At 70.3% G+C, this 22,927-nt stretch carries 22 protein-coding genes and 1 tRNA gene; 19 read left to right on the top strand and 4 right to left on the bottom strand.

The genetic code is table 11. The features are described from left to right. Positions 1 to 42: 42 nt before the first annotated feature. Genes VGO20_RS26055 through VGO20_RS26045 form a run of 3 tightly spaced genes read left to right on the top strand, consistent with a single transcriptional unit; the run spans position 43 to position 3,284 of the window. Complete coding sequence (locus tag VGO20_RS26055) at positions 43 to 1,089, top strand: ABC transporter substrate-binding protein (RefSeq protein ID WP_327505329.1); 1,047 nt, start codon at positions 43 to 45, stop codon at positions 1,087 to 1,089. A gap of 55 nt (positions 1,090 to 1,144) precedes the next feature. Next, entirely contained in the window at positions 1,145 to 2,425 is a 1,281-nt protein-coding gene (locus tag VGO20_RS26050) for an ABC transporter permease (RefSeq protein ID WP_327505328.1), read from the top strand. 22 nt (positions 2,426 to 2,447) lie between these two features. Further along, positions 2,448 to 3,284, top strand: a complete 837-nt coding sequence (locus VGO20_RS26045) for an ABC transporter permease (RefSeq protein ID WP_327505327.1) — start codon at positions 2,448 to 2,450, stop codon at positions 3,282 to 3,284. Between the two features lie 6 nt (positions 3,285 to 3,290). Here VGO20_RS26045 and VGO20_RS26040 read toward each other — a convergent pair whose 3' ends face one another. Both VGO20_RS26040 and VGO20_RS26035 read right to left on the bottom strand, forming a co-directional pair. Then, a complete protein-coding gene (locus VGO20_RS26040) occupies positions 3,291 to 3,473 on the bottom strand; it encodes a hypothetical protein (protein ID WP_327505326.1) in 183 nt (60 codons plus the stop codon). A 29-nt stretch (positions 3,474 to 3,502) separates the two neighbouring features. Then, complete coding sequence (locus tag VGO20_RS26035; protein ID WP_327505325.1) at positions 3,503 to 3,646, bottom strand: hypothetical protein; 144 nt, start codon at positions 3,644 to 3,646, stop codon at positions 3,503 to 3,505. A gap of 318 nt (positions 3,647 to 3,964) precedes the next feature. Here VGO20_RS26035 and gyrA point away from each other — a divergent pair, with 318 nt between their 5' ends. From gyrA to VGO20_RS25955, 16 genes are all read left to right on the top strand, one after another. Continuing rightward, positions 3,965 to 6,700 (top strand): DNA gyrase subunit A, encoded by a 2,736-nt coding sequence (gyrA, locus tag VGO20_RS26030; RefSeq protein WP_414639905.1) that lies wholly within the window; start codon positions 3,965 to 3,967, stop codon positions 6,698 to 6,700. 31 nt (positions 6,701 to 6,731) lie between these two features. After that, on the top strand, positions 6,732 to 7,256 hold the full coding sequence (gene coaD, locus VGO20_RS26025) for a pantetheine-phosphate adenylyltransferase (protein WP_327505323.1): 525 nt from the start codon (positions 6,732 to 6,734) through the stop codon (positions 7,254 to 7,256). A gap of 44 nt (positions 7,257 to 7,300) precedes the next feature. Next, a tRNA-Lys gene (locus VGO20_RS26020) sits at positions 7,301 to 7,376 on the top strand. 59 nt (positions 7,377 to 7,435) lie between these two features. Continuing rightward, positions 7,436 to 8,527: a DNA polymerase III subunit delta' gene (locus tag VGO20_RS26015; RefSeq protein ID WP_327505322.1), complete on the top strand. Its 1,092-nt coding sequence runs from the start codon at positions 7,436 to 7,438 to the stop codon at positions 8,525 to 8,527. Between the two features lie 25 nt (positions 8,528 to 8,552). Further along, the gene (gene metG / locus VGO20_RS26010) at positions 8,553 to 10,121 is read left to right on the top strand and encodes a methionine--tRNA ligase (protein ID WP_327505321.1); all 1,569 of its coding nucleotides are present in this window, start codon (positions 8,553 to 8,555) and stop codon (positions 10,119 to 10,121) included. Next, complete coding sequence (locus VGO20_RS26005) at positions 10,121 to 10,933, top strand: TatD family hydrolase (RefSeq protein WP_327505320.1); 813 nt, start codon at positions 10,121 to 10,123, stop codon at positions 10,931 to 10,933. Before metG ends, VGO20_RS26005 begins: the two co-directional genes overlap by 1 nt. Positions 10,934 to 10,936: 3 nt before the next feature. Then, on the top strand, positions 10,937 to 11,719 hold the full coding sequence (locus VGO20_RS26000) for an MBL fold metallo-hydrolase (protein ID WP_327505319.1): 783 nt from the start codon (positions 10,937 to 10,939) through the stop codon (positions 11,717 to 11,719). 93 nt (positions 11,720 to 11,812) lie between these two features. Then, the gene (locus VGO20_RS25995; RefSeq protein ID WP_327505318.1) at positions 11,813 to 12,583 is read left to right on the top strand and encodes a TrkA C-terminal domain-containing protein; all 771 of its coding nucleotides are present in this window, start codon (positions 11,813 to 11,815) and stop codon (positions 12,581 to 12,583) included. A 143-nt stretch (positions 12,584 to 12,726) separates the two neighbouring features. Next, positions 12,727 to 13,323 carry a hypothetical protein gene (locus VGO20_RS25990; protein WP_327505317.1) on the top strand — a complete coding sequence of 199 codons (597 nt, stop codon included), beginning with the start codon at positions 12,727 to 12,729 and terminating at the stop codon, positions 13,321 to 13,323. A 93-nt stretch (positions 13,324 to 13,416) separates the two neighbouring features. Next, positions 13,417 to 14,532 carry a radical SAM protein gene (locus VGO20_RS25985; protein ID WP_327505316.1) on the top strand — a complete coding sequence of 372 codons (1,116 nt, stop codon included), beginning with the start codon at positions 13,417 to 13,419 and terminating at the stop codon, positions 14,530 to 14,532. Next, positions 14,495 to 15,436 carry an SPASM domain-containing protein gene (locus VGO20_RS25980; RefSeq protein ID WP_327505315.1) on the top strand — a complete coding sequence of 314 codons (942 nt, stop codon included), beginning with the start codon at positions 14,495 to 14,497 and terminating at the stop codon, positions 15,434 to 15,436. The genes VGO20_RS25985 and VGO20_RS25980 overlap by 38 nt, the downstream gene beginning before the upstream one ends. After that, a complete protein-coding gene (locus VGO20_RS25975; protein ID WP_327505314.1) occupies positions 15,433 to 16,431 on the top strand; it encodes a phosphotransferase in 999 nt (332 codons plus the stop codon). The genes VGO20_RS25980 and VGO20_RS25975 overlap by 4 nt, the downstream gene beginning before the upstream one ends. Beyond that, positions 16,428 to 18,074, top strand: a complete 1,647-nt coding sequence (locus tag VGO20_RS25970) for a radical SAM/SPASM domain-containing protein (RefSeq protein ID WP_327505313.1) — start codon at positions 16,428 to 16,430, stop codon at positions 18,072 to 18,074. The genes VGO20_RS25975 and VGO20_RS25970 overlap by 4 nt, the downstream gene beginning before the upstream one ends. Before the next feature lie 2 nt (positions 18,075 to 18,076). After that, positions 18,077 to 19,072 carry a trypsin-like serine peptidase gene (locus VGO20_RS25965; protein ID WP_327505390.1) on the top strand — a complete coding sequence of 332 codons (996 nt, stop codon included), beginning with the start codon at positions 18,077 to 18,079 and terminating at the stop codon, positions 19,070 to 19,072. 4 nt (positions 19,073 to 19,076) lie between these two features. Continuing rightward, positions 19,077 to 19,997 (top strand): M23 family metallopeptidase, encoded by a 921-nt coding sequence (locus VGO20_RS25960; RefSeq protein WP_327505312.1) that lies wholly within the window; start codon positions 19,077 to 19,079, stop codon positions 19,995 to 19,997. Between the two features lie 98 nt (positions 19,998 to 20,095). Continuing rightward, positions 20,096 to 20,953 carry a hypothetical protein gene (locus tag VGO20_RS25955; RefSeq protein ID WP_327505311.1) on the top strand — a complete coding sequence of 286 codons (858 nt, stop codon included), beginning with the start codon at positions 20,096 to 20,098 and terminating at the stop codon, positions 20,951 to 20,953. Here the strand turns inward: VGO20_RS25955 and VGO20_RS25950 are convergent, their stop codons facing one another. Together VGO20_RS25950 and VGO20_RS25945 are read right to left on the bottom strand one after the other, a co-directional pair. Continuing rightward, positions 20,954 to 21,853 carry a hypothetical protein gene (locus tag VGO20_RS25950; protein ID WP_327505310.1) on the bottom strand — a complete coding sequence of 300 codons (900 nt, stop codon included), beginning with the start codon at positions 21,851 to 21,853 and terminating at the stop codon, positions 20,954 to 20,956. It abuts the gene before it with no gap. Further along, positions 21,850 to 22,927: radical SAM protein (locus tag VGO20_RS25945; RefSeq protein ID WP_327505309.1), on the bottom strand; the 1,078-nt coding region annotated here is incomplete at its 5' end. The genes VGO20_RS25945 and VGO20_RS25950, both read right to left, overlap by 4 nt.

Genomic DNA, 22,927 nt, shown 5'->3' with positions numbered 1-22,927 from the left:
GCGCAGACGACAAAGAACGTCCACGGTCCAGGGAGGCCAATCATGAGGATTCCGCGCACAGCACTCGCCGCCTGTCTCGCCTTGCCGCTCGCGGCCGCCTCCGCGGGGGCGGATGCCCGCGACCTCACCATCGTGTCCTGGGGCGGCGCCTACCAGGACGCCCAGAAGAAGGTCTATTTCGAACCGTTCAAGGCGGCGACCGGCACGCCGCTGATCGACGAGTCCTGGGACGGCGGCATCGGCGTCCTGCGCGCCAGGGTCGAGGGCGGCAACTCCACCTGGGACGTGGTCCAGGTCGAATCGGAGGAACTGGCGCTCGGCTGCGAGGAGGGCCTGTTCGAGACGCTGGACTGGTCGAAGATCGGCGGCAAGGACGCCTATATCGAGGAAGCCGTCGACGAATGCGGCGTCGGCGCGATCGTCTACAACTTCGTGCTCGGCTACGACCGCGACGTGCTGAAGGACGCGCCGACGTCCTGGGCCGACTTCTTCGACACCGAGAAGTATCCGGGCAAGCGGGCGCTGCGCCACGGGCCCAAGACGACGCTGGAGTTCGCGCTGATCGCCGACGGCGTCGCGCCGTCCGACGTCTACGACGTGCTCGCGACCGACGAGGGCGTCGACCGGGCCTTCGCGAAGCTCGACACCATCCGCGACGACCTGATCTTCTGGAAGGCGGGCGCGCAGCCGCCCCAGCTGCTCGCGTCCGGCGAGGTCGTCATGACCTCGGTCTACAACGGCCGCGTCGACGCCGCCAACCGCGACGACAACCGCAACTTCGGCATCGTCTGGGACGGCAGCCTGTTCACCATCGACAGCTTCGTGATCCTGCGGGACAGCCCCAACCTCGAGCAGGCCTACGCGCTGCTGGAGTTCGTGGGAAGTGCCGAGAACCAGGCGAAGCTGCCGCAGGAGATCGCCTACGGCGTCACCAACGTCGATGCGAACGCCTCGGTCGACCCGGCCCGCCTCGCCGACCTGCCGACCGCGCCCGAGAACATGAAGAGCGCGGTCGAGCTGGACGCCGAGTTCTGGCTGGAGAACATCGACCGGCTGACCGAGCGCTTCAACACCTGGGCCGCGCGGTAGACCGGAACCCAGCGAAGAGGGGTCCGGCCCGCCGGACCCCGTCTCCGGAGCGCACATGCCCGACCAGAGCCTGGCACCGCCGGCGGCCGGCCACCCGGCCGCCGGCACCGCCGACGCCGACAGCCCCGACGCGCTGAAGCGCCGCCTGCGCCGCACCCAGCGCATGCGCAAGCTGAAGGCCGTCGGCCTCACGGCGCCGCTGTTCCTGTTCCTGCTCGCGACCTTCGTGCTGCCGATCGGCGACATGCTGCGCCGGAGCGTCCACGACACCGAACTGGCGGCGGTCTGGCCGCGGGTCGCCGTGGCGGTGGCGGAATGGACCGACCGGTCGACCGTGCCGCCCGAGCACGTCTTCGCGGCACTTGCCGCCGACCTGCGCGCGAGCCGGGAGGAACGGACGCTCGCGACCGCGGCGCGGCGGCTGAACTACGCCGTGGACAACGGCCGCTCGCTGGTGTTCGGGACGGCGCGGGGCCTGCCCGAGACGTCGCCGGACTGGCGCGCGACGCTGACCGAGGCCGATCCGCGCTGGGCCGACCCGGAGACCTGGGCCGCCGTCGAGCAGGCGAGCGGGCCGCTGACGGGCTTCTTCCTGCTGGCGGCACTCGACCTGCGGCAGGCGGCCGACGGCGCGATCGCGTCCGTCCCGCCGAGTTCCGCCATCTACGTCACGGTGCTGGCCCGGACCTTCACGGTCTCGATCGTGGTGACCGGGCTGTGCCTGCTGCTGGGCTTCCCCGTCGCCTATCTCCTCGCCTCGCTGCCGGCGCGGATTTCGAACCTGCTGATGATCTTCGTGCTGCTGCCGTTCTGGACCTCGCTGCTCGTCCGCACCGCCGCCTGGGTGGTGCTGCTCCAGGAGCAGGGGCTGATCAACGGCGCCATGCTCTGGCTCGGCATCGTCGACGAGCCGGTGCGCATGATCTACAACCGGATCGGGGTCTACATCGCGATGACCCACATCCTGCTGCCGTTCATGATCCTGCCGCTCTACTCGGTGATGAAGGGCATTCCCCCGCACTACGTGCGCGCGGCCCGGTCGCTGGGCGCGCCGCCGGCCACCGCCTTCGCGAGGGTCTATCTGCCGCTGGTCCTGCCGGGCGTGGCGGCCGGCTCGCTGCTGGTGTTCATCCTGGCGCTCGGCTACTACATCACGCCGGCCCTGGTCGGCGGGGCGGCCGACCAGATGATCAGCTACTTCATCGCCTTCTACACCTCCGACAGCCTCAACTGGGGCATGGCGGCGGCGCTCGGGGCGATCCTGCTGACCGCGACGCTGGTCCTGTACGGCGTCTTCAACCGCCTGCTCGGCGTCGACCGCATCCGGCTGGGCTGAACGGGAAGGGGAGGACGACGCCATGGCCGGCAGCAACCCGCACAGCAGTCCGAAAAGCATGCAGGAACGGGTCTGGACCGGCCTGCTCTACGTGTCGAGCGCCCTGGTCCTCGCCTTTCTGACCGCGCCGGTGCTGGCGATCGTGCCGCTGTCGTTCAATTCCGGGCAGTTCCTGACCTATCCGCTGCAGGGGCTGTCGCTGCGCTGGTACGAGGAGTTCTTCACCGACCCGGCATGGACGCGCTCGCTGTGGAACAGCCTCTACATCGGTGCCGTCTCGACCCTGCTGGCTACCATCCTCGGCACCATGGCCGCGCTGGGCCTGACCCGGGCGGACTTCCCCGGCAAGACCGCCGTCGCCGCGATCCTGCTGTCGCCGATCGTGGTGCCGCTGGTGATCACGGCGGTGGGGGTCTATTTCTTCTTCGCGCAGTTCAATCTGAACGCGACCTATACCGGCCTGATCCTGGTCCAGACCGCGCTCGGCGCGCCTTTCGTCGTGATCACGGTGAGCGCCACGCTGCGCGGATACGACACGACGCTGTCGCGCGCGGCGGCGAGCCTCGGGGCCGGGCCGCTGACGACGTTCTTCCGGGTCACGCTGCCCCTCATCGGGCCCGGCGTGGCCTCGGGCGCGCTGTTCGCCTTCGCGACCAGCTTCGACGAGGTCGTGGTCGTGCTGCTGGTCGGCGGCCCGGAGCAGCGGACGCTGCCCCGCGAGATGTTCTCCGGCATCCGCGAGAACATCAGCCCGACCATCATCGCCGCCGCGACGATCCTGATCGTCGTCGCGGCGGCCCTGCTCGCGGTCCTGGAGCTGCTGCGGCGGCGCAACGAGAGGCTGCGCGGCCAGGCGTGACCGCGGTCAGGCCCTGACCGGGGGCACGGTATCGGGTGGAACCTCCGTCGGCGGCGGAATCTCGGGCGGCGGGTGCTGCCCGGGCGGCGGCTCGATGATCGGCGGCACCTCGCCCGGCGGCTGGCCGGGCGGCGTGATCGGCGGGTCGGCCGGCTGCTCGCCGGGAACGCCGGGAATCGGTCCTGTCATGCTGTATCCGTCATTGTCTTCGGGCGTGTTCAGGACAAGACGGCCAGGCCGTAGAAGCAGCCTGCCATCAGTGCCGCGCCGGCCACGAGCGCCATCGCCCGCAAGTGGTCTTCCCGGTCGCGTGCCGCGGCCACAGCTCGGCCGCGCCTGTCGATCGCTGTGCGGTTCCTCATCGGCCCGCTCCACCAGTGGTCATCCTGAACGGCCAACACCGCAGGCGTCGCTGAAGTTCCTGGCAGCCGCCACGTGGCCGTCGGGCGGCGGCCGGGACGGCTTTCTAGCAAAATGCCTGCATCCCGGGCAGGCAGGATATATAATGGCCAGGCGCCATTGTTCGCAGATGCGAAAACTGCTAGAAATTCCCATATGGGTAGGGACGGCGGGGTCCGCCGTCCCATCATTTCGTCCACCCTGACAGTCGAGCCGGTTTTTTGACCTCCGTACCGAACCCGCCCCACACGGACATCGCGCCCGTCACCATCGAAGAGGAGATGCGCCGGTCGTATCTCGATTACGCCATGAGCGTGATCGTGAGCCGCGCGCTTCCCGACGTGCGCGACGGGCTGAAGCCCGTGCATCGCCGCATCCTCTACGCGATGAAGGAAGGCGGCTACGACAGCACGAAGCCCTACAAGAAGTCCGCGCGCGTCGTCGGCGACGTGATGGGCAAGTACCATCCGCACGGCGACAGCGCGATCTACGACGCCATGGTCCGGATGGCGCAGGACTTCTCGATGCGCCTGCCGCTGATCGACGGCCAGGGCAATTTCGGCAGCATGGACGGCGACCCGGCCGCGGCGATGCGCTACACCGAGGCGCGCCTCGCGAAGGCGGCGGAGTCCCTGCTCGACGACATCGACAAGGACACGGTCGACTTCCAGCCGAACTACGACGAGTCGGTGCTGGAGCCGACGGTGGTCCCGGCGCGCTTTCCCAACCTCCTCGTCAACGGCGCGGGCGGCATCGCGGTCGGCATGGCGACCAACATCCCGACCCACAACCTGACCGAGGTGATCGACGCCTGCTGCGCCTATGTCGACAACCCCGACATCTCCGTCGACGAGCTGATCGACATCGTGCCGGGCCCGGACTTCCCGACCGGCGCCACCATCCTCGGCAAGTCCGGCATCCGCAGCGCCTACCACACCGGCCGCGGCTCGGTCGTGATCCGCAGCCGCACCGAGATCGAGGAGATCCGCAAGGACCGCTGGGCGATCGTCGTCTCGGAGATCCCCTACCAGGTCAACAAGTCGCGCATGATCGAGCGGATCGCCGAGGCGGTCCAGGAGAAGATCGTCGAGGGCATCTCCGACCTGCGCGACGAGAGCGACCGCGACGGCGTGCGCGTCGTCATCGAGCTGAAGCGCGACGCGGTCCCGGACGTGGTGCTGAACCAGCTCTACCGCCACACCCCGCTGCAGACCTCGTTCGGCGTCAACATGCTGGCCCTGAACGGCGGCCGGCCGGAACTGATGACGCTGCGCGACATCATCCGCGCCTTCGTCGCGTTCCGCGAGCAGGTCATCACGCGGCGCACCGAGTACGAGCTGGGCAAGGCGCGGGAGAAGGCCCATACCCTGGTCGGCCTGGCGGTCGCGGTCGCCAATCTCGACGACATGATCCTCCTGATCCGGCGCGCGCCCGATCCCGTGACCGCGCGGGCGGAGATGATGGCGCGTGAGTGGCCTGCCGCCGACGTGGCGCCGCTGATCGACCTGATCGACGACCCTGGGCAGGCCGTCAGCGCGCAAGGCACCTACCGGCTGTCCGAGGCGCAGGCGCGCGCGATCCTGGACCTGCGCCTGCACCGGCTGACCGGCCTGGAGCGTGACAAGATCGCGGCCGAGCTGAAGGAAGTCACGGACCGCATCACCTACTACCTCGAGGTGCTGGCGAACCGCGACCTGCTCCTGCGCATCCTGCGCGAGGAGCTGGTGGAGATGAAGGCGCGCTACGGCACGCCGCGCCGCACCACGATCGAGGAGGCCGAGTTCGAGGCCGACATCGAGGACCTGATCCAGCGCGAGGACATGGTCGTCACGGTGACCCAGACCGGCTACATCAAGCGCGTGCCGCTGTCGACGTACCGCGCCCAGGCGCGGGGCGGCAAGGGCAGGGCGGGCATGGCGCTGAAGGCGGAGGACACGGTCACCGACCTGTTCGTGGCCAGCACCCACACGCCGATGCTGTTCTTCTCCAGCCGCGGCCAGGTCTACAAGCTGAAGGTGTACCGCCTGCCGCTCGGCACGCCCCAGGCGCGCGGCAAGGCGCTGGTCAACATGCTGCCGCTGGTCGACGGCGAGACGATCTCGACCGTGATGGCGCTGCCCGAGGACGAGACGACCTGGGGCGACCTGTGCGTCCTGTTCGCGACGTCCCGGGGCAACGTCCGCCGCAACCGGCTGTCCGACTTCAGCAACATCCGCGCGAACGGCCTGATCGCGATGAAGCTGGAGGAGGAGGGCGAGCGGCTGATCGCGGTCCGCACGGCTTCGGACCAGGACGACGTGCTGCTGGCGACGCGCGGCGGCCGCTGCATCCGCTTCTCGGTCGAGGACGTCCGCATCTTCAGTGGCCGCACCTCCACCGGCGTCCGCGGCATCCGGATCGCCGAAGGCGACGAGGTGATCGCGATGTCGGTGCTGGGCCATGTCGACGCGAGCCCGGACGAGCGCGCCGCCTATCTGCGCCAGGCCAACGCGCTGCGCCGCGCGGCGGGCGAGGAGGCGGCCAGCGACGAGCACCCGGACCCGGATGCCGAGCCGTCGGAGGCCCTGGTGCTGACGCAGGAGCGCTTCGACGAGCTGCAGGCGCGCGAGCAGTTCATCCTGACCGTGAGCGACCGCGGGTTCGGCAAGCGGACCTCGTCCTACGAGTACCGCGTGACCGGCCGGGGCGGGCAGGGCATCTGGAACATGGAGCTGAGCGGGCGCAACGGCAACATCGCCGCCACCTTCCCGATCGGCGACGACGACCAGGTGATCCTGGTGACGGACGGCGGCCAGATGATCCGGATGCCGGTGCACGACGTCCGGATCGCGGGCCGCAAGACCCTGGGCGTCACGCTGTTCCGCGTCGCCGCCGAGGAGCGCGTCGTCTCGGTCGCCCGGGTGTCCGAGGACGCCCTGAACGGCAACGGCAACGGGCACGTTCAGGAGAACGACCAGCAGGCTCAAGAGAGCGACCAGCAGGCGACCCCGGACGGGGCCGCGCCCGGCGACGCATGAAGCCGGCACCGCGACCAGGCGAGAGGCACATATGAGCGCGCAGCGTATCGGCGTCTATCCGGGTACCTTCGACCCGGTGACCAACGGCCATCTCGACATCATCCAGCGGGCCGCCCGCGTGGTCGAGCACCTGATCGTCGGCGTGGCGCGCAACGCCGGGAAGGGGCCGCTCTTCTCGACCGACGAACGGGTCGAGATGGTCCGCGACGACATCGCCCTGCTCAACACCAACGGCACGCGCATCGAGGTCAGGGCCTTCGATTCCCTGCTGATGCACTTCGCCGGCGAGATGGGCGCCTCGGTGATCATCCGCGGCCTGCGGGCGGTTTCCGACTTCGAGTACGAGTTCCAGATGGCCGGCATGAACGCCCGCCTCAACCCGCGCATCGAGACGGTGTTCCTGATGGCCTCCGACCGCCACCAGTTCATCTCGTCCCGTTTCGTGAAGGAGATCGGGCGGCTCGGCGGCGACATCAGCCACTTCGTCTCGAAGAACGTCGCGACGCGCCTGAACGACCGCTTCGCGCACGAAGGATCGGTGCCAGCGGACGGTTGACCCGACCGCCGCCAGACCCTATGGTGCGCGCCGGTCGCCGACGGGAGCGCGTAGCTCAGCCGGTAGAGCAACTGACTTTTAATCAGTAGGTCCTGGGTTCGAGCCCCAGCGCGCTCACCACTCCCGCGGCGCTCCGATTGCCCCAACGCGACGCCGGCCTTAGCCGGAAGGGGTGTGACGTGAGCAGCCAGGCACCGATCCCGAACCCGAGACAGACCACCGACCTGTTCGGCCACGAAGCGTCCGAAAGGCTGCTGCTCGACGCCTGGAACTCCGGCCGGATGCCGCATGCCTGGCTGCTGGGCGGCGTCCCGGGCATCGGCAAGGCGACGCTCGCCTACCGGCTCGCACGCTTCGTCCTCGCCCAGGGCGGCGACGGCGGGGCGGGGCTGTTCGGAGCCGCGCCCGCGGCCGACGGCCTCGGCCTGCCCGCCGGCCATCCCGTAGCCAGCCGGGTCGCCGCCGGCGGACATGCCGACCTGCTGACGGTCGAGCGGCCGATGGACGAGAAGAAGGGTCGGCTCAAGCGCGACATCCCCGTCGACGAGGTCCGCCGCATCCAGCCCTTCCTGCGGCTGACCGCCGCCGAGGGCGGCTGGCGGGTCGTCGTGCTGGACGGGGCCGACCGCCTCAATTCCGCGGGCCAGAACGCGATCCTCAAGATCCTGGAGGAGCCGCCGGAGCGCGCCCTGCTGGTCGTGGTCACCGACAATCCCGGCGGCCTGCTGCCGACGATCCGGTCGCGCTGCCGCAGGCTGGCGCTGAACCCGCTGCCGGACGCGACCGTGCTGGCGCTGCTTCGCCGCCACCGGCCGGACATGGGCGAGGACGACCTGACGGCGCTCACGCGCCTCGCGGAGGGGTCCGTCGGGCGCGCGCTCGACCTGGCCGAGGCCGGCGGCCTCGCGCTCTATCGCGAGCTGCTCGGCCTGCTGGAGGAACTGCCGCGCCTCGACGCGGTGGCGCTGCACGCCTTCGGGGACAAGCTCGCCCGGCGGGGCAACGACACCGCCTACGAGGTGGCGTCGACCCTGCTGGTTTGGTGGCTGTCGCGCCTCGTGCGCGCCATCGCGCGGGCCGAACTGCCGGCCCCCGTGGTGCCGGGCGAGGAAGACCTGATGCGCCGCCTGGCCGGGGAACACGGGCTTGATCGCTGGGTTGAGGTGTGGGAAAAGGTCAACCGCCTTTTTTCTCGCGCAGACAGCGCCAATCTCGATCGCAAACAGGTGGTGCTGAACGCCTTGCTCGCGGTGGAGGCGGCGGCTGCCTGACACTGCCGCTGCGGAGAAGCCGGACATGGCCGGGCCGACGCCCTACTACATCACGACCCCGATCTACTACGTCAACGACGTGCCGCATATCGGCCACGCCTACACGACGCTCGCCTGCGACGTGCTGGCGCGCTTCATGCGGCTCGACGGGCGGGACGTGAAGTTCCTGACGGGCACGGACGAGCACGGCCAGAAGGTGGAGAAGTCCGCCAAGGCGGCCGGGGTCGATCCCAAGACCTTCACGGACCGGGTATCGGAGAACTTCCGCGCGCTCCGGCGCGTCATGAACTACTCCAACGACGACTTCATCCGCACGACCGAGCCGCGCCACATCGAGGCGTGCCAGGCGCTGTGGCGCCGCCTGCAGGACAGGGGCGAGATCTATCTCGGCAGCTATGCCGGCTGGTACGCCGTGCGCGACGAGGCGTTCTACGGCGAGGACGAGCTGACCGTCACCGCCGACGGCAGGCGCGTCGCCCCGTCGGGCGCCGAATGCGAGTGGGTCGAGGAGCCGAGCTACTTCTTCCGCCTGTCGGCCTGGCAGGACCGGCTGCTGGAGTTCTACGAGCGCAATCCCGACTTCATCCTGCCGCCGGGCAAGCGCAACGAGGTGATGGCCTTCGTACGCTCCGGCCTGAAGGACCTGTCGGTCAGCCGCACGACCTTCAAATGGGGCGTTCCGGTGCCCGGCGACCCCGACCACATCATGTATGTGTGGCTGGACGCGCTCACGAACTACATCACCGCGACGGGCTATCCCGAGACGGGCGAGGGGAGCGGGTTCGCGCGCTACTGGCCGGCCGACCTGCACATGGTCGGCAAGGACATCCTGCGCTTCCACGCGATCTACTGGCCGGCCTTCCTGCTGGCGGCCGAGCTGGAGCCGCCGAAGCGAGTCTTCGCCCATGGCTGGTGGACGGTCGAGGGCCAGAAGATGTCGAAGTCGCTCGGCAACGTGATCGCGCCGCAGACGCTGGTCGACACCTACGGGCTGGAGCCGACCCGGTATTTCCTGCTCCGCGAGATCCCGTTCGGTAACGACGGCGACTTCTCCCACCGCGCCATGATGAACCGGATCAACGGCGACCTCGCCAACGACTACGGCAACCTGGTCCAGCGCGTGCTGTCGATGATCCAGAAGAACTGCGGCGCCGCGGTGCCGCAGCCCGGACCGTTCTCTCCCGCCGACGAGCGGCTGCTGGCGGCGGCGCGCGCCCTGCTGGAGACGTGCCGGCGCGAGCTGGGCGTGCAGGCCTTCCACCGCGCGCTGGAGGCGATCTGGGCCGTCATCGGCGACGCCAACCGCTATGTCGACGAGCAGGCGCCCTGGGCGTTGCGCAAGACGGACCCCGCGCGCATGGCGACCGTGCTCTACGTGCTCGCGGAGACGATCCGGCACCTGGCCCTGCTGACCCAGGCCGTGATGCCGGACGCGTCCGCCCGCATCCTCGACCAGCTCGCCGTGCCGGCGGACGCGCGCGGCTTCGCGGCGCTGTCGCCGGAGCACGCGCTGGTCGCAGGCACGCCGCTGCCGGCGCCGCAGGGCGTGTTCCCGCGCTATGTTGAGCCGGCGGCCGGGGAGGGTGCGCGGTGATGCTGGTCGACAGCCATTGCCATCTCGACTTCCCCGATTTCGCGGACGAGCGCGACGAGGTTGTGGCGCGGGCGCGCCGGGCCGGCGTGGCCCGGATGATCACGATCTGCACCTACCTGTCGCGGTTCGACCGCATCCGCGAGATCGCGCAGGCCTACCCCGACGTCTACTGCACGGTCGGCGTCCATCCCCACAACGCCGGGAGCGAGCTCGCCGGCGTCTCGGCGGAGCGGATCGCCGAGTTGGCCGCCCATCCGAAGGTGGTCGGGATCGGCGAGACCGGGCTCGACTACTACTACGACAAGAGCCCGCGCGACGCGCAGGAGCGCTCGTTCCGGATCCATTGCCGCGCGGCGCGGGACACCGGCCTGCCGGTCATCGTGCATACCCGCGACGCCGACGAGGACACCGGGCGGATCCTGGAGGAGGAGGGGGCGGGCAGGGGCCTGGACGGCGTGCTGCACTGCTTCAGCTCGGGCCGGGCGCTGGCCGAGAAGGCGCTGGAGATGGGCTTCTACGTCTCGCTGTCGGGCATCGTGACGTTCCGCAACTCGGAGGAGCTGCGCGCGATCGTCGGCACGGTCCCGCTCGACCGCATCCTGGTCGAGACCGATGCGCCGTTCCTGGCGCCGGTGCCCAAGCGCGGCAAGCGCAACGAGCCGGCCTTCGTCGCCCACACGGCGGCGGTCGTGGCCGAGGTCAAGGGCGTGACGCCGGCCGAGCTGGCGCGCCGCAGCACCGAGAACGCCCTGCGCCTGTTCTCGCGGATGCCGGCCCCGGCGGAAGAGGCCGGGATGGGTGCGGGGGCCTGAACGGTGGCGGTCCGGGTCACCGTCCTCGGCTGCGGTGGCTCGGCCGGAGTGCCGCTGATCGGCAACGACTGGGGTGCCTGCGATCCCGCGGACCCGCGCAACCGGCGAACCCGGCCGTCGGTCCTGGTCGAGGTGGACGGCCTCGCGATCCTGATCGACACGAGCCCGGACCTGCGCGAGCAGCTGATCGCGAACCGGGTCCGGCGTATCGACGCGGTGCTGTGGACCCACGGCCATGCCGATCACACGCACGGCATCGACGACCTGCGCGGCGTCAACATCATGACGGGCGGCCCGCTGCCGGGCTATGCCGACGCCGAGACGATGGAAGCCCTGTGCTCCCGCTTCGGCTACGTGTTCGAGCCGCTGCATTACGGCGCGACGATGTTCTACAAGCCGCATGTCGAGCCGCGGCTCATCGAAGGGCCGGTCGAGGTCGGCGGAGTCATGGTGACGCCGATCGTGCAGGACCACGGGTTCAGCGCCAGCCTGGGCTTCCGAATCGGGGCCTTCGCGTATTCGACCGACGTCGTCCGCCTGGACGAGACGGCGTTCGCGTTGCTGGAGGGCATCGACACCTGGATCGTCGACTGCGTGCGGGTGGCGCCGGAGCATCCCGTCCACGCGCATCTGCCGATCACGCTGGAATGGATCGAGCGGGTCCGGCCGAGGCGGGCCTTCCTGACCCACATGAACCACACCATGGACTACGAAACGGTGCGCGCCATGCTGCCGCCGGGCGTGCTGCCGGCCCATGACGGGCTGGTGATCGAGGTCGCGGGCTGAACGCAGGACCCTAAGCGGAACCATTTCCCGGCCCGGCGGTCGAACCTCCGTACCTGCCCGTCGGCAGGCGAGGGAGGTTGCTTCAGCCCGGTCATGATCGCCATCGCGTCCCTTCTCTTCGTCCTGTTCCTGTCCCTGATCGTGGTGCGGGTCGCCGCCGAGGCGCTGATCCTCACCGGCATATCGCGTGAGGCAGCACGTTTCCAGGCCCGGTCGGCCTGGACCGGCACCGGGTTCACGACGGCCGAGTCCGAACAGGTGGTCGGGCATCCCGTGCGCCGGCGCATCGTCAGCGCGCTCATGTTCCTGCGCAGCGCCGGCCTGGTTACCGCCGCCTCCACGCTGATGCTGTCGTTCGTCACCGTGGACGAGCGCGGGGACGGCCTCCTGCGCGTAGCCGCTCTCGTCGGCGGCCTGGCCGGCCTCTGGTTCCTGGCCCGCAGCCCCTGGATCGGCGTGTGGATGTCGCGGGTCATCGCCCGGGCCCTGAAGCGGTATACCGACCTGGACGTTCGCGACTACGCGGGCCTCCTGCATCTCGCGGGCGAGTACGCGATCATGGAACTGAAGGTTCAGGAAGCCAGTTGGCTCGCCGGCCGGAACCTCGAGGACATGCGCCTGCCCGACGAGGGTGTGCTGGTCCTCGGCGTCTCCCATCCCGACGGGCACTATGCCGGGGCGCCCAGGGGCGACACCGTCATCCGGCCGGGAGACACGCTGGTCCTCTACGGCCGCTCGCCGGAACTCTCGCGCCTCGGCCGCCGCCGTGCGGACCTTGCGGGGGAAGCGGAGCGCAGGATGGCGGTGGGTGTCGAGCGGCAGGTCGAGAGGAACGAGAAGACGACGACCGGAGCCGGGCGATGAGTCTCACCTGCATACAAATGTAGGTAATAAAATTATATAAGAAGTACCGCAAACGTATATTTTCGGATTGTGTATTGCCCGCCCTCCGTGAAACACTCGATCACGGGACTTCCTTACGACGACTGAAACAGGGAGGGGCAATCATGTCGAAGTTCGGCGAGGGCAGCGTTGGCAACGATGCGGGCGGCATTTCCGGCGGGTCCGGCGAGGGTGCATCGAGCGTACCCGAAGCCGCCCAGATCGAGGCGCAGATCGCCACGGACAACCGCGTGGTGGCGCGGCGCCGGCAGAATCTCACCAAGACCGTGAAGCTTGCCGGCGCATCGCCGGTCGAGGCCCAGATCGCCTTCATCAAGGGCCTGATCGACAATCCGGCCGAAGCTCGCAAGTTCACCTCGTCGCCCAAGGACTACGCGGTCGACCACGGTGTCCTTCTCGACCCGGACGTGGTCCGCGAAGTGGCCAACGGGCTCCTGTTCGACGTGAATGTCGATGGTGCGCTGATGGGCAAGCTGGGCGGCCGGGCAGCCCAGGATTTCCTCGACATGCGCTCCAACGCCTCGGTGGCCGCCGTTCCGGCCGCGGTGGTGGCGGGAGCGGCCGTGGTGGCAGCCGCCGCCGCCGTGGTCGAGGCGGTCGTCACGGTCGTGCGCACCAGCAAGATCAGCGACCTCGCGGCGCTCAAGGGGCTGGGCCCGAACGGCATCCGCATGCCCGGCGGCGGCAGATTCTCGATGTGAGAACGGCTCCCTGGAACCATGCGCGCGCTTCCGCCGGCGGCGACCGCCGCCGGCGGGAGGTGCGGCGCCAGCCTTATTCCTGACGGTGCCCTCATGCAGGTTTCTCCCGATCCGGTCGCCGTGAACGACGCCGTCGTGCGGCTGGCCATGTTGCAGGACATGCCGATCTTCTATGCCGGCCTCGTCGTGGAGAACACGACGCGCTGCAACGCCAAATGCGCGATGTGCTACCAGTCGGCAGGGCCCAAGGGCTCGGACACCTGGGGAACGCAGTCGCTGACGACGGCGGAAATCAAGCGGGTGATTGCAGAGGCCAGCACGATCGAGACGCTCTACCCGCGCTTTCACCTGAGCGGCGGCGAGGCGTTCATCGACGTCGACGGCTGCATCGAACTGTTCACCGCCGCCCGCGAGGCGGGCTTCCTCGACATCACAACCACGACCAACGCCTACTGGGCGAACAAGCCCGACCGCGCCCGCGCGGTCTGCGAGCGCCTGCGCGCTGCCGGGGTGACCAGCATGGAAATCAGCTGGGACTACTGGCACAAGCCCTATGTCTCGGGCGATGCGGTCAGCAACTGCCTAGAGGCCTGCAGCGAGTTCGAGATCGAGACCAACCTCCGCATCCTCTGCACGAAGTCGCACTCCTATTCTGAGGCCCTGTCCTTCCTGCGGCCCGAGGCGCTCGCCCGCGCCAGCCGGGTATCCGGAGGACCGGTGTTCGCGACCGGACGCGCGGCGAAGATGATCCCGCCCGAGGACTTCCATCGCCAGAACAACATCGAGGGCAACTGCCACAGCGTCCTGAACCTCACCGTCAACGCCAGGGGCAACGTCTATCCCTGCTGCGCAGGCCTGGACCAGACCGACTACGTGTTCGGCAACGTGCGCGAGGCGTCCCTCGACGCCATCGCGGAACGCCTGAACCGGTCGCCGGTCGTGCGGACGGTCGTGTTCTCCGGGATCGCGGCGCTGGCGCCGCTGCTCGAACGGTCGGGGATCGACGTCGGCCGCGAGTACAACGGGATCTGCCACATGTGCTGGCGCATCTTCTCCGATCCCGAATGCGTCCGCGCGCTCGACGACGAACTCGAGAAGGCGACCCAGCGTGCCCTCAGCCGGGCGCTCGATCGCCTGGAGCACTCGCGGATCGAAACAGCGGTTGATGACCATGACCCACATTGCTGCGCGCACGCCGAAGCCGATTGATTTCTCGACCGGAAGGCAGCCGGCGGCGCAGTGGCTGCGCTCGGTCGCTCTCCTGGTCCGCAGCGACGCGAACGGCGGTCTGGAGCCCAGCCCCGACTTGCTGGCCGCTTGGCTCGAGCGCTTCGACGACTGGTACAAGGTCGCGATCGGCTGCGAGCGCAACGAGCGCCTGCACCTGCTCTATCACCGGGACGTCACGGTGGTCGGGGACCGGCTGCTCGATCACGTCGCCGAAATCGGCATGGTCGCCCGGCGCGCGGCGGGCCTCGGCTTCGGCTTCTCCGTCACCATCCCGCTCGACGAGGCCCTTGCCGCCGAGCCGCGGATGAACGAACTCGTCGCCTGCCCGGGGGTCAGCACGTTGGCGCTTTCCGTCGCGGGCGACGAGGTCGTCGGCGACGAGGAGGCCCTGGCCCGGATCCTCAGCGCGATCGTCCGAACCAAGGGGCACATAGGCTTCATCGGGGTCTACGACCGGATCCGCGAGCTGGGCCTCCTCGATTACCCGGACGTGCTCAGCACCCAGATCACCATCCACCCCAAGGACGGTACGACCGGCGAGACGTTGCCGATCCCCTCGCGGCCGGTCCAGCCGTGCTTCGCCCGGCTGCGCGTCTATGTCGATACCACGGGGGAGATCTTTCCCTGCCTGGGCCTGGTCGGAATGCCGGCCGCCCGTCTCGGAAGGATCGACGACCCCATCGAGCGGACGGTGCTCGGCGGCCAGCCCTATCCGCTGTGCCTCGACCGGCTCGCGCGGACGGGCCCCGACCTGACGCATCCGGAGCCGGCCCAGCGCTACACGGGCCTGCCCTGGATCTGCGAACGCCATCGCCGCGAACTGCTCCAGGAACAGGAGCCGCTCCTCGCGGGAGAGGCGCCGGCCGAGTCCGGGCTGCAATGACGGACGAGCATTCCGCCGGCTGGCAGGCAAAGCTGGTGGAGTCGTACGGCTTTCCTGCCGACACGGTCGTCGAGCCGCGGCGACCGGGCCGCCACGTGATCCGCCCGGTCCGGGCCGGTGGACGCCGGTTCCTGCTCAAGGCCGTTCCGATGGAAACCGGCACGGTGACGCGGCTGCATTGGCAGCTCGGCTACCAGCGTCATCTCGCATGCCGGGGCGGACCGGCTGCCCGCCCGTTCGAGCGCTGCGACATTCCGGGCGAGATGCAGGTCGCCCATCCATTCGAGGGCCTGGGCGCGCTTTACGAGCACCTGCCGGGACGGCCCTGCCAGGCGACCCCGCACGACGCCGAGGCCGCCGGCCGGGCTCTGGCGACGCTGCATCGGCTTTCCGACGGCTACGGCGATGCCGGCGGCGCACCCGCGGGCGAGCGGGACGATCTCGTCGACGGCCCCGTGCGGACGGTCCGCGACTATCTCGGCGGGCGGATGCCCGACGGCATCGGGGAACTGGCCGGCCGGCTGGGCGGCTGGCTCGACCGGCTGCCGAGAGAGCCGGGGGCGTTCGGCCTCTGCCACGGCGACAGCCATCACGAGAACGCCTTCATCGACGAGGAGGGCAGAGTCCGCTACTTCGACTTCGAGCATGCCGCGCGCACCTGGCGCGCCTACGATCTCGCGACCTTCATCTGGAACACCTTCCGCCTCGACCGCGGCACCCCGGTCTGGAACGGCTTCATGGGAGGATATGCCGGCATCCGGCCCCTGAGCGTGACCGAGGCCGCCTGGATCCGGCCGTTCCTCGTCGTCCGCCAGTTCTGGTGGCTGGGATTCACCGTCGAGGGGACGACGCGGGAGAGCGGATCGCTGCGGCGCCTGGTCGACGACGGGCTCGCCTTCGCGCTCCGCCTGGCGCAGGACCTCGACGTCCACGCCGTCCTAGCGGGCGTGGGCGCGGGCGCGGGCGCGGGCGCGGGCGTGGAGGACACCGCATGACGAGGGAACTGCGCGTCAGCCAGTACGGCTATTCCTCATGCCCGGGCTGTGGGCGCTACGTCCGCCTGGAGGACGAGATCGAGGACACGCGCTGCCCGTTCTGCGGCGCCGGGATCCTGGACGAGCCGGCGGCGCCGCCGCCCGGGACGCTCGCCCACATGGCAGCGCAGCCGGGCCGCTCGGGACGGGCCGCGGCGTTCCTCGCGGCCGCGTCGCCGCCGCCGCCGCCGCCCCGCCCGCGGCGCGATCCCGAACTGGACGACGATCCGGCCGCGCTTCCCCGCAACCGCGCGGCCGACCCGGACGCCGGCTTCACGCCTCCCGGCCACGCCGTGTGGGAGCTGACGCTGGGCTGCGACCTCAAATGCTTCCATTGCGGCTCGCGCGCGGGGAAGGTGCGCACCGCCGAGCTGTCGACCGAGGAATGCCTGGACCTGGTCCACCAGATGGCCGAACTCGGCATCCGCGAGGTCACGCTGATCGGCGGCGAGGCGTATATGCGCCGCGACTGGCACCGCATCGCCCGCGAGATCACGAGCCTGGGCATGGGCTGCAGCATGACCACCGGCGGCCGCAACTTCGGCCCCGAACGGCTGGAGCAGGCGGTCGAGGCCGGCATCTCCTCGATCGGCGTCTCGATCGACGGGCTGGAGGCGACGCATGACGCACAGCGCGGCGTGTCCGGCTCGTGGCGGGCCGCCGTGGAGACGTCGCGGCGCATCGCCGGGAGCCCGATCCGGCTCGCCACCAATTCCCAGCTCAACCTGCTGTCGGCGGCCGAGATGCCGGGCATCGCCCGCCTGATGCGCGACGTCGGCTCCGCGGCCTGGCAGATCCATCTCACCGTCGCCATGGGCCGGGCCGCCGACCGGCCCGACCTGCTGCTCCAGCCGGACGACCTGCTGGAGATCTTCCCGCTGCTGGTCTGGGTGCGCGAGCAGATCCTCGACCCCGCCGGCATCGCGATGGTCGTGGCGAACAACATCGGCTATTTCGGCCCCTACGAGCGGGCGCTGCGCTATGGCGGGGACGCCGGCGTGCACTGGAGCAGCTGCACCGCCGGCCGGCAGGTGATCGGGATCGAGGCGGACGGGAAGATCAAGGGTTGCCCTTCGCTGGCGACCCGGAGCTTCACCGGCGGCAACGTCCGCGAACGGCCGCTGCGCGAGATCGTGCGCGAGACGCCGGAGCTGACCTCGATCGGGCGCCGCGGGCCGGCCGATCTGTGGGGCTTCTGCGGCACCTGCTACTACGCCGAGGTCTGCACCGGCGGCTGCTCGTGGACGGCGCACAGCCTGCTCGGCCGTCTCGGCAACAATCCCTACTGCATCCACCGCGCGCTCACCCTGGAGGAACGGGGGCTGCGCGAACGGGTGGTCAAGGTCGCCTCGGCGCCCGGCGAGCCGTTCGACGCCGGCCGCTTCGAAATCCGGCTGGAGGACGACGCCCGGACCGACCGCGTCCCGGAGATCGCCGGCATCCCCCTGGACCGGGTGATGGCGGCCGGCCCTGACATGCCGGGCCATTTCGACGCGCGCACGCTCGCCTCGCATCTGGCGAGGCGCGATCCCGAGGCCGAGGTCGATTCCGGGACCGGGGCCGACGGGCGGCAATTCAGCGAAGGGGAGGGCAGCGCACCGTGATCATGAAGGACGAGAAGGGCTCGACGCCGAAGCGGCGCGGCCCCGGCGTGCAGGCGCCGGCACCGGTTCCCGATCCGGCCGACGACGCCGTGCCGGGCGAGCTGGCGCCGCCGGCGATCGAGCGGCAGAAGTCGCCGATGTGCCGCGTGCGCGAGATGTCGACCGCGGCGCGCCGGCACGAGACCTCATGCTCGGTCGAGGAGGCGAAGCAGGCCGATACCCCCGGGATCGTCGGGGCCGCCGACATCTGCTTCGCCGGGCTGCGGGCCGACGAGCCGGCGCCGCTGCTGATGCGCCATCCCGAGGCGACCAGCACGATGCTGGAGGTCGTGCTCGGGTTCGACGATCGCGTCCGGGTCACGCCCACGCTCGACTATCCCTGGCGCTGCATCTGCATGCTGCGGGTGATCGCGGCGGACGGCACCCAGTGGTTCGGCACCGGATGGCTCGCCGGGCCCCGCCTCGTGGTGACCGCGGGGCACGTCGTCCACATCGCGGAACGCGGGGGCTGGGTGCGGGAGATCGAGGTGATACCGGCCGGAGACGGTGGCGAGCGCCCGTACGGCTCGACCGTTTCCCGCCGCTTCCGGAGCGTCGGGGGGTGGGTGCGCGACCAGACGCCCGGCCTGGACTACGGGGCGATCCTGCTGCCGGCCGACGCCGCCTACGGCGGCAGCCTCGGCTATTTCGGCATCGCCAGCGTCGACGACCAGGCGCTGGCCGGCAGCACCGTCCAGCTCTCGGGCTATCCCGCGGACAAGCCGACCGGCACGCAGTGGCACCATGCCCGCGAGATCCTGCGCCTCGAGCCGCAGATCCTGCATTACGACATCGACACCGCCGGCGGCCAAAGCGGCGCCCCGGTCTGGGCGGAGTTCAACGCCAAGCGGTACGTGGTCGGCATCCACAGGGGAGGGCACGTGACCGGCAACTCCGCTGTGCGGTTGACCGACGCCGTCTACGACAACATCATCGCCTGGAATGGCGAAGCGCGATGACACGGTGGGGAAGACCTCGGACGGGGCGGTCTATGCGCGTTTCTACGCCACGCTCGCCGCGTCCCTCCTTCTCAATCCCCGGATCGCGCTCTGGTCGATCGGGCAATCGGCCGGTCAGGTGGCGCTGGTCCTGCGCGATCTCGTCGGAGGTCCGGCGGCGCTGCCGGTCGTAACCGCGCGCCTTCCTTTCGAGGGCACCTGGCGGGTGCACAGGGGCGGCTCGACGCCGGGCACATCGCATTCCTGGTACCTGATCGGACAGCGCTTCGCCTACGACTTCGTCCGGGACACGGCCGACGGGCGGGAGCCGGAGGCTGGTCCGTTGACGACCTATCCGGCGTTCGGCATGCCGATCCTCGCCGCCGCCGCCGGCACGGTGATCGCGATCCGCGACGGCTGCCGCGACCATCCCCGTCCCGGGCTCGGCTGGATCGACTGGCGGGCCGCGGACCCCCGGGGCAACTTCGTCCTGATCCGGCACGATGACGGCTGGATCAGCCTGTCCGCCCATCTGCGCCGGGGCAGCGTGCCGGTCCGGCCCGGGCAGCGCGTCCGCGAGGGCGAGCCGATCGGCGCCTGCGGCAACTCCGGCCATTCGACGGAGCCGCATCTGCACTTCCAGGCACAGGACCGGGCGTTCTTCGCCGTCGCCCGGTCGTTGCCGATCAGGTTCGAAGGCGCCGTCCTGCCGCCGGACACGGAAGAACCGGCGGCCGGGGAGGGGAGCGACGACCCCTTCCTTCATACGGGACAGCGCGTGGCGGCGGCCGACGCCCGGATACCGGCCGCGGACGACGGCCCCGTCGCGGCCCCGGCCGGTGCCCCGGAGCTCCTCGTCGGCCTGGTCTCCCTGGCGTCGGTCCTGCTCGGCCTGGCGGCCGTGATACGTCTGCTGGCGGCGTTGGTCGGCGCCTTCGTCACGTAACCCCGACAGGCATGACATCGCCGCTCGAAAACGGAGCGGAAATCGTGCTATGGTAGAAAAAGTGAACCACTGAAGCGTAGCTTTCGAAGGAGCCTGTCGTGTCAGATGGCCCGAAGCACAGCGCGGACGACTCCGTTTCCAACGAAAGCGAGCAACCGCCGGTGCCGGCCGAGCGCCGGGACGTCGATCTCGAGACGCCGGTCGCGAACCTGACCGTCGGCGAGCTGCTGCGCCTCGTCCGCGACGCGCAGGACGAAGCCGGGATCGGGGCCGGAGCCGGGGCGGGCGCCCGGACCGAGTCCGCCGCCGCCTCCATCGCGCTCGAGGTCGCCAGGAGCGACGAGAAGGCGCGCTCCGACTGGGAAGCCACCCGCGAGGCCGTCGCATGGGTCGGCGCCTCGCCCCCGGACGTGCAGGTGTGCTTCCTGCAAGGGCTGATCGATCGTCCCGACGAGGCCGAGCGCTTCCTCGAAGACCCGGTCGGCTTCGCCCGGGACAGCGGCGTGCTGCTCGACCCCGCGCTGGTGCGCGACATCGTCGATACCGTGGTCTTCGGCGCCAACCTGAAGGAGCGCCTCGGCAACCGCCTGTCTCCCGGGGCTTTGCGCGACATCGCCTACATGCGCCAGCAGCCCAACGCCTGCGTGATGGCCGGGGCCGCGACGGTGGCCGCTGCCGCCGTGTCGGCGGTGACGGCCGCGGTGAAGACCGAGGCGCTGGCCGAGGTGGCGCGCCTGAAGGGACTCGACAAGGCCGGCATCCGGCTGCCCGGCGGGCGCGTGCTCAAGGCGCCGAGGGACGTGGCGGTCGCCGTCGTCGCGTCGAACAACGCCGTCGCCGTCTATGCCACCACGGCCGTGGCCGCTTCCGGTGCGGTCGCCGCCACGGACCGGGCCAGGCTGGCCGCGCTGCGTGGCCGGGAGAGCGCCAAGGGCCCCAAAAGCCCCAAGACCTGATCAGGCCCCGATCGCGCTTCGGTGCCGTTCGCAGGCCGTCGGCAGGCCCAGGTGGCGGGCGGGGAGGTCATCCCCCGTGAGCACGGGGCCCGCCACGGCCAGTTCCGCGAGGTCGAGCGGCGAGGGGAGGCCGCCGAGGACCGTGTCCTCCAGGGCGTCGTCGATGTGCCCCAGGCATCCGGCTTCCAACCCCAGCATCCCCAGGCAGGGATAGAGACGGCCGGTCGAATCGACATATAGCCGCATTAGCGGCAGACAGGGCTGCGGCCGCAGCGACGGCGCCTCGGGCGCGCCCGGGTTCCTCGGGTTGATCGTGACGTTGCGGGCGTTGAGCAGCGGGGAATCCAGGAGGCCGCTTCGCAGGAAGTCGGCGGGATTGCCGGCGAGCTGGACCTGCAGGCCGGTCGAGAAGATCTCCTCCACGAACGGGACGAGGGCGCCGGCGTCCCCGGCGGGAAGGTCGTGGACCAGGGTCAGCGCCTGCAGCCAGCCTTCGCCCAGGACCGAGACGAGTTCGCCGCGATGCGCGATGGCGGCCGACATCAGCACCGGCGCGCCGAAGCCGATGCCGGCGGTCCGGCATGCCTCGCCGATCGGCCTTGCCGTAAGGAGGTCGGCGAAGTCCAGGTCCGTCACGACGACGGCGTCCCGGCGATACTGCAGATGCAGCCCGTTGCCGCGGTCCATGCCGGCGGCGAGCCGGAACCAGTTGTCCCAGCGGATGATCCAGTCCGCGAGGGCCGCCACGTCGGGGCCGAGCGCGGCGGCCGGCCCGGGCATCCGTTCCAGCACGATCGCGATCGAGCGGAAGGCGCGCAGCAGCGGCCGGCCGGGACCCGCGAAGTCGAGGGGCGAGGGCAGAGCAGGGGCAGGGGTGAGGGCAGGGGGCACGCCGCTCATTGGGGCACGCCCTGGACCGCCGCCGCGTCCCGCAGGCGCGCGATCGCCGCGCCGATGGCGCCGCGGCGGCGCTCCCTCATCGCCGTCTCCAGCGCCTCGACATGGGCGGGATCGGAGAAGATCGACCAGCACAGATGGCAGATGCCGCGGTAGTCGCCCTCGACCTCGACGCCGGCTTCCTTCATCGCGGCCAGCAGGTGGCGCACGCCCCGGAAGACCAGCATCCGGATGATCGGAGACCGGTTCAGGCGCTCGGCGATGTCGTGGAGGGGCCGTTCCCCGACATTGCCGAAGCGGTACGAGGACAGCTGGTCCAGCCCGGCGCAGCAGGGCGACACGTCGCCGCGCGCGTTGACCGTGAGGTTGAGCACGGAGTGGCAGGTGTCGTCGAGCGTGCCCTGGTGATAGACGTCGTCGAGGTCGAGTTCGCGCGAGGCGCGCCCCGTGGGATGGACGGGCGCGCAGGTCACGCTGCCGACCTTCGCCAGCGAGTCCGGCCTGATCAGGGCGAGCGCCTCGGCATAGGAGTGCGAGCGCGTCGACAGGATGCGGAGATTGGCATCGATGCCGGTCGCGGCGCAGGCGTCCAGGCAGTTGCTGACGGCCTCGGCATCGACGAAGGGGCGATGCCAATGGTCCCAGCTTATCTCCATGCCCGTGAGGCCCGCCTGCCTGGCGCTGCGGCAGAGCGCGAGCGCGCGCTCCGGCTTGGCCGCCCAGAAGGCGTTCGTGGTCGTGGTCAGGGTGGAGAAGCCTTCGTCGCGGGCGAACGCGACCATCCGGAGCAGCATGTCCTCGTCGATGAAGGCTTCGCCGCCGGTGATGTGGAAGCGCGGCTCCAGGCTCTCGATCGACCGCGCCTCGCGCACCAGCCGCCGGATCGTGTCCTCGGACAGCCGTGCCGAACTGAGGATGTCGGAACCCTTGGGCCCGGCGGCCTGATAGCACATCGCGCATCGCGCCGTGCAGTGGGTGGTGTATTCGACGACCAGCGCGTTGAAGGTCAACGGCATCCGGTCCATCAGGACGACTTCGGTCAGGATGTCGGCCAAGCCATGCTCCGTCGCCGATTTG

The sequence above is a fragment of the Arenibaculum sp. genome, from assembly GCF_035998295.1.
Classification (GTDB): domain Bacteria; phylum Pseudomonadota; class Alphaproteobacteria; order Azospirillales; family Azospirillaceae; genus DASYHS01.
The sequence above is the reverse complement of the archived record's forward strand: the minus strand, read 5'-3'. Positions and strand labels throughout refer to the sequence as shown.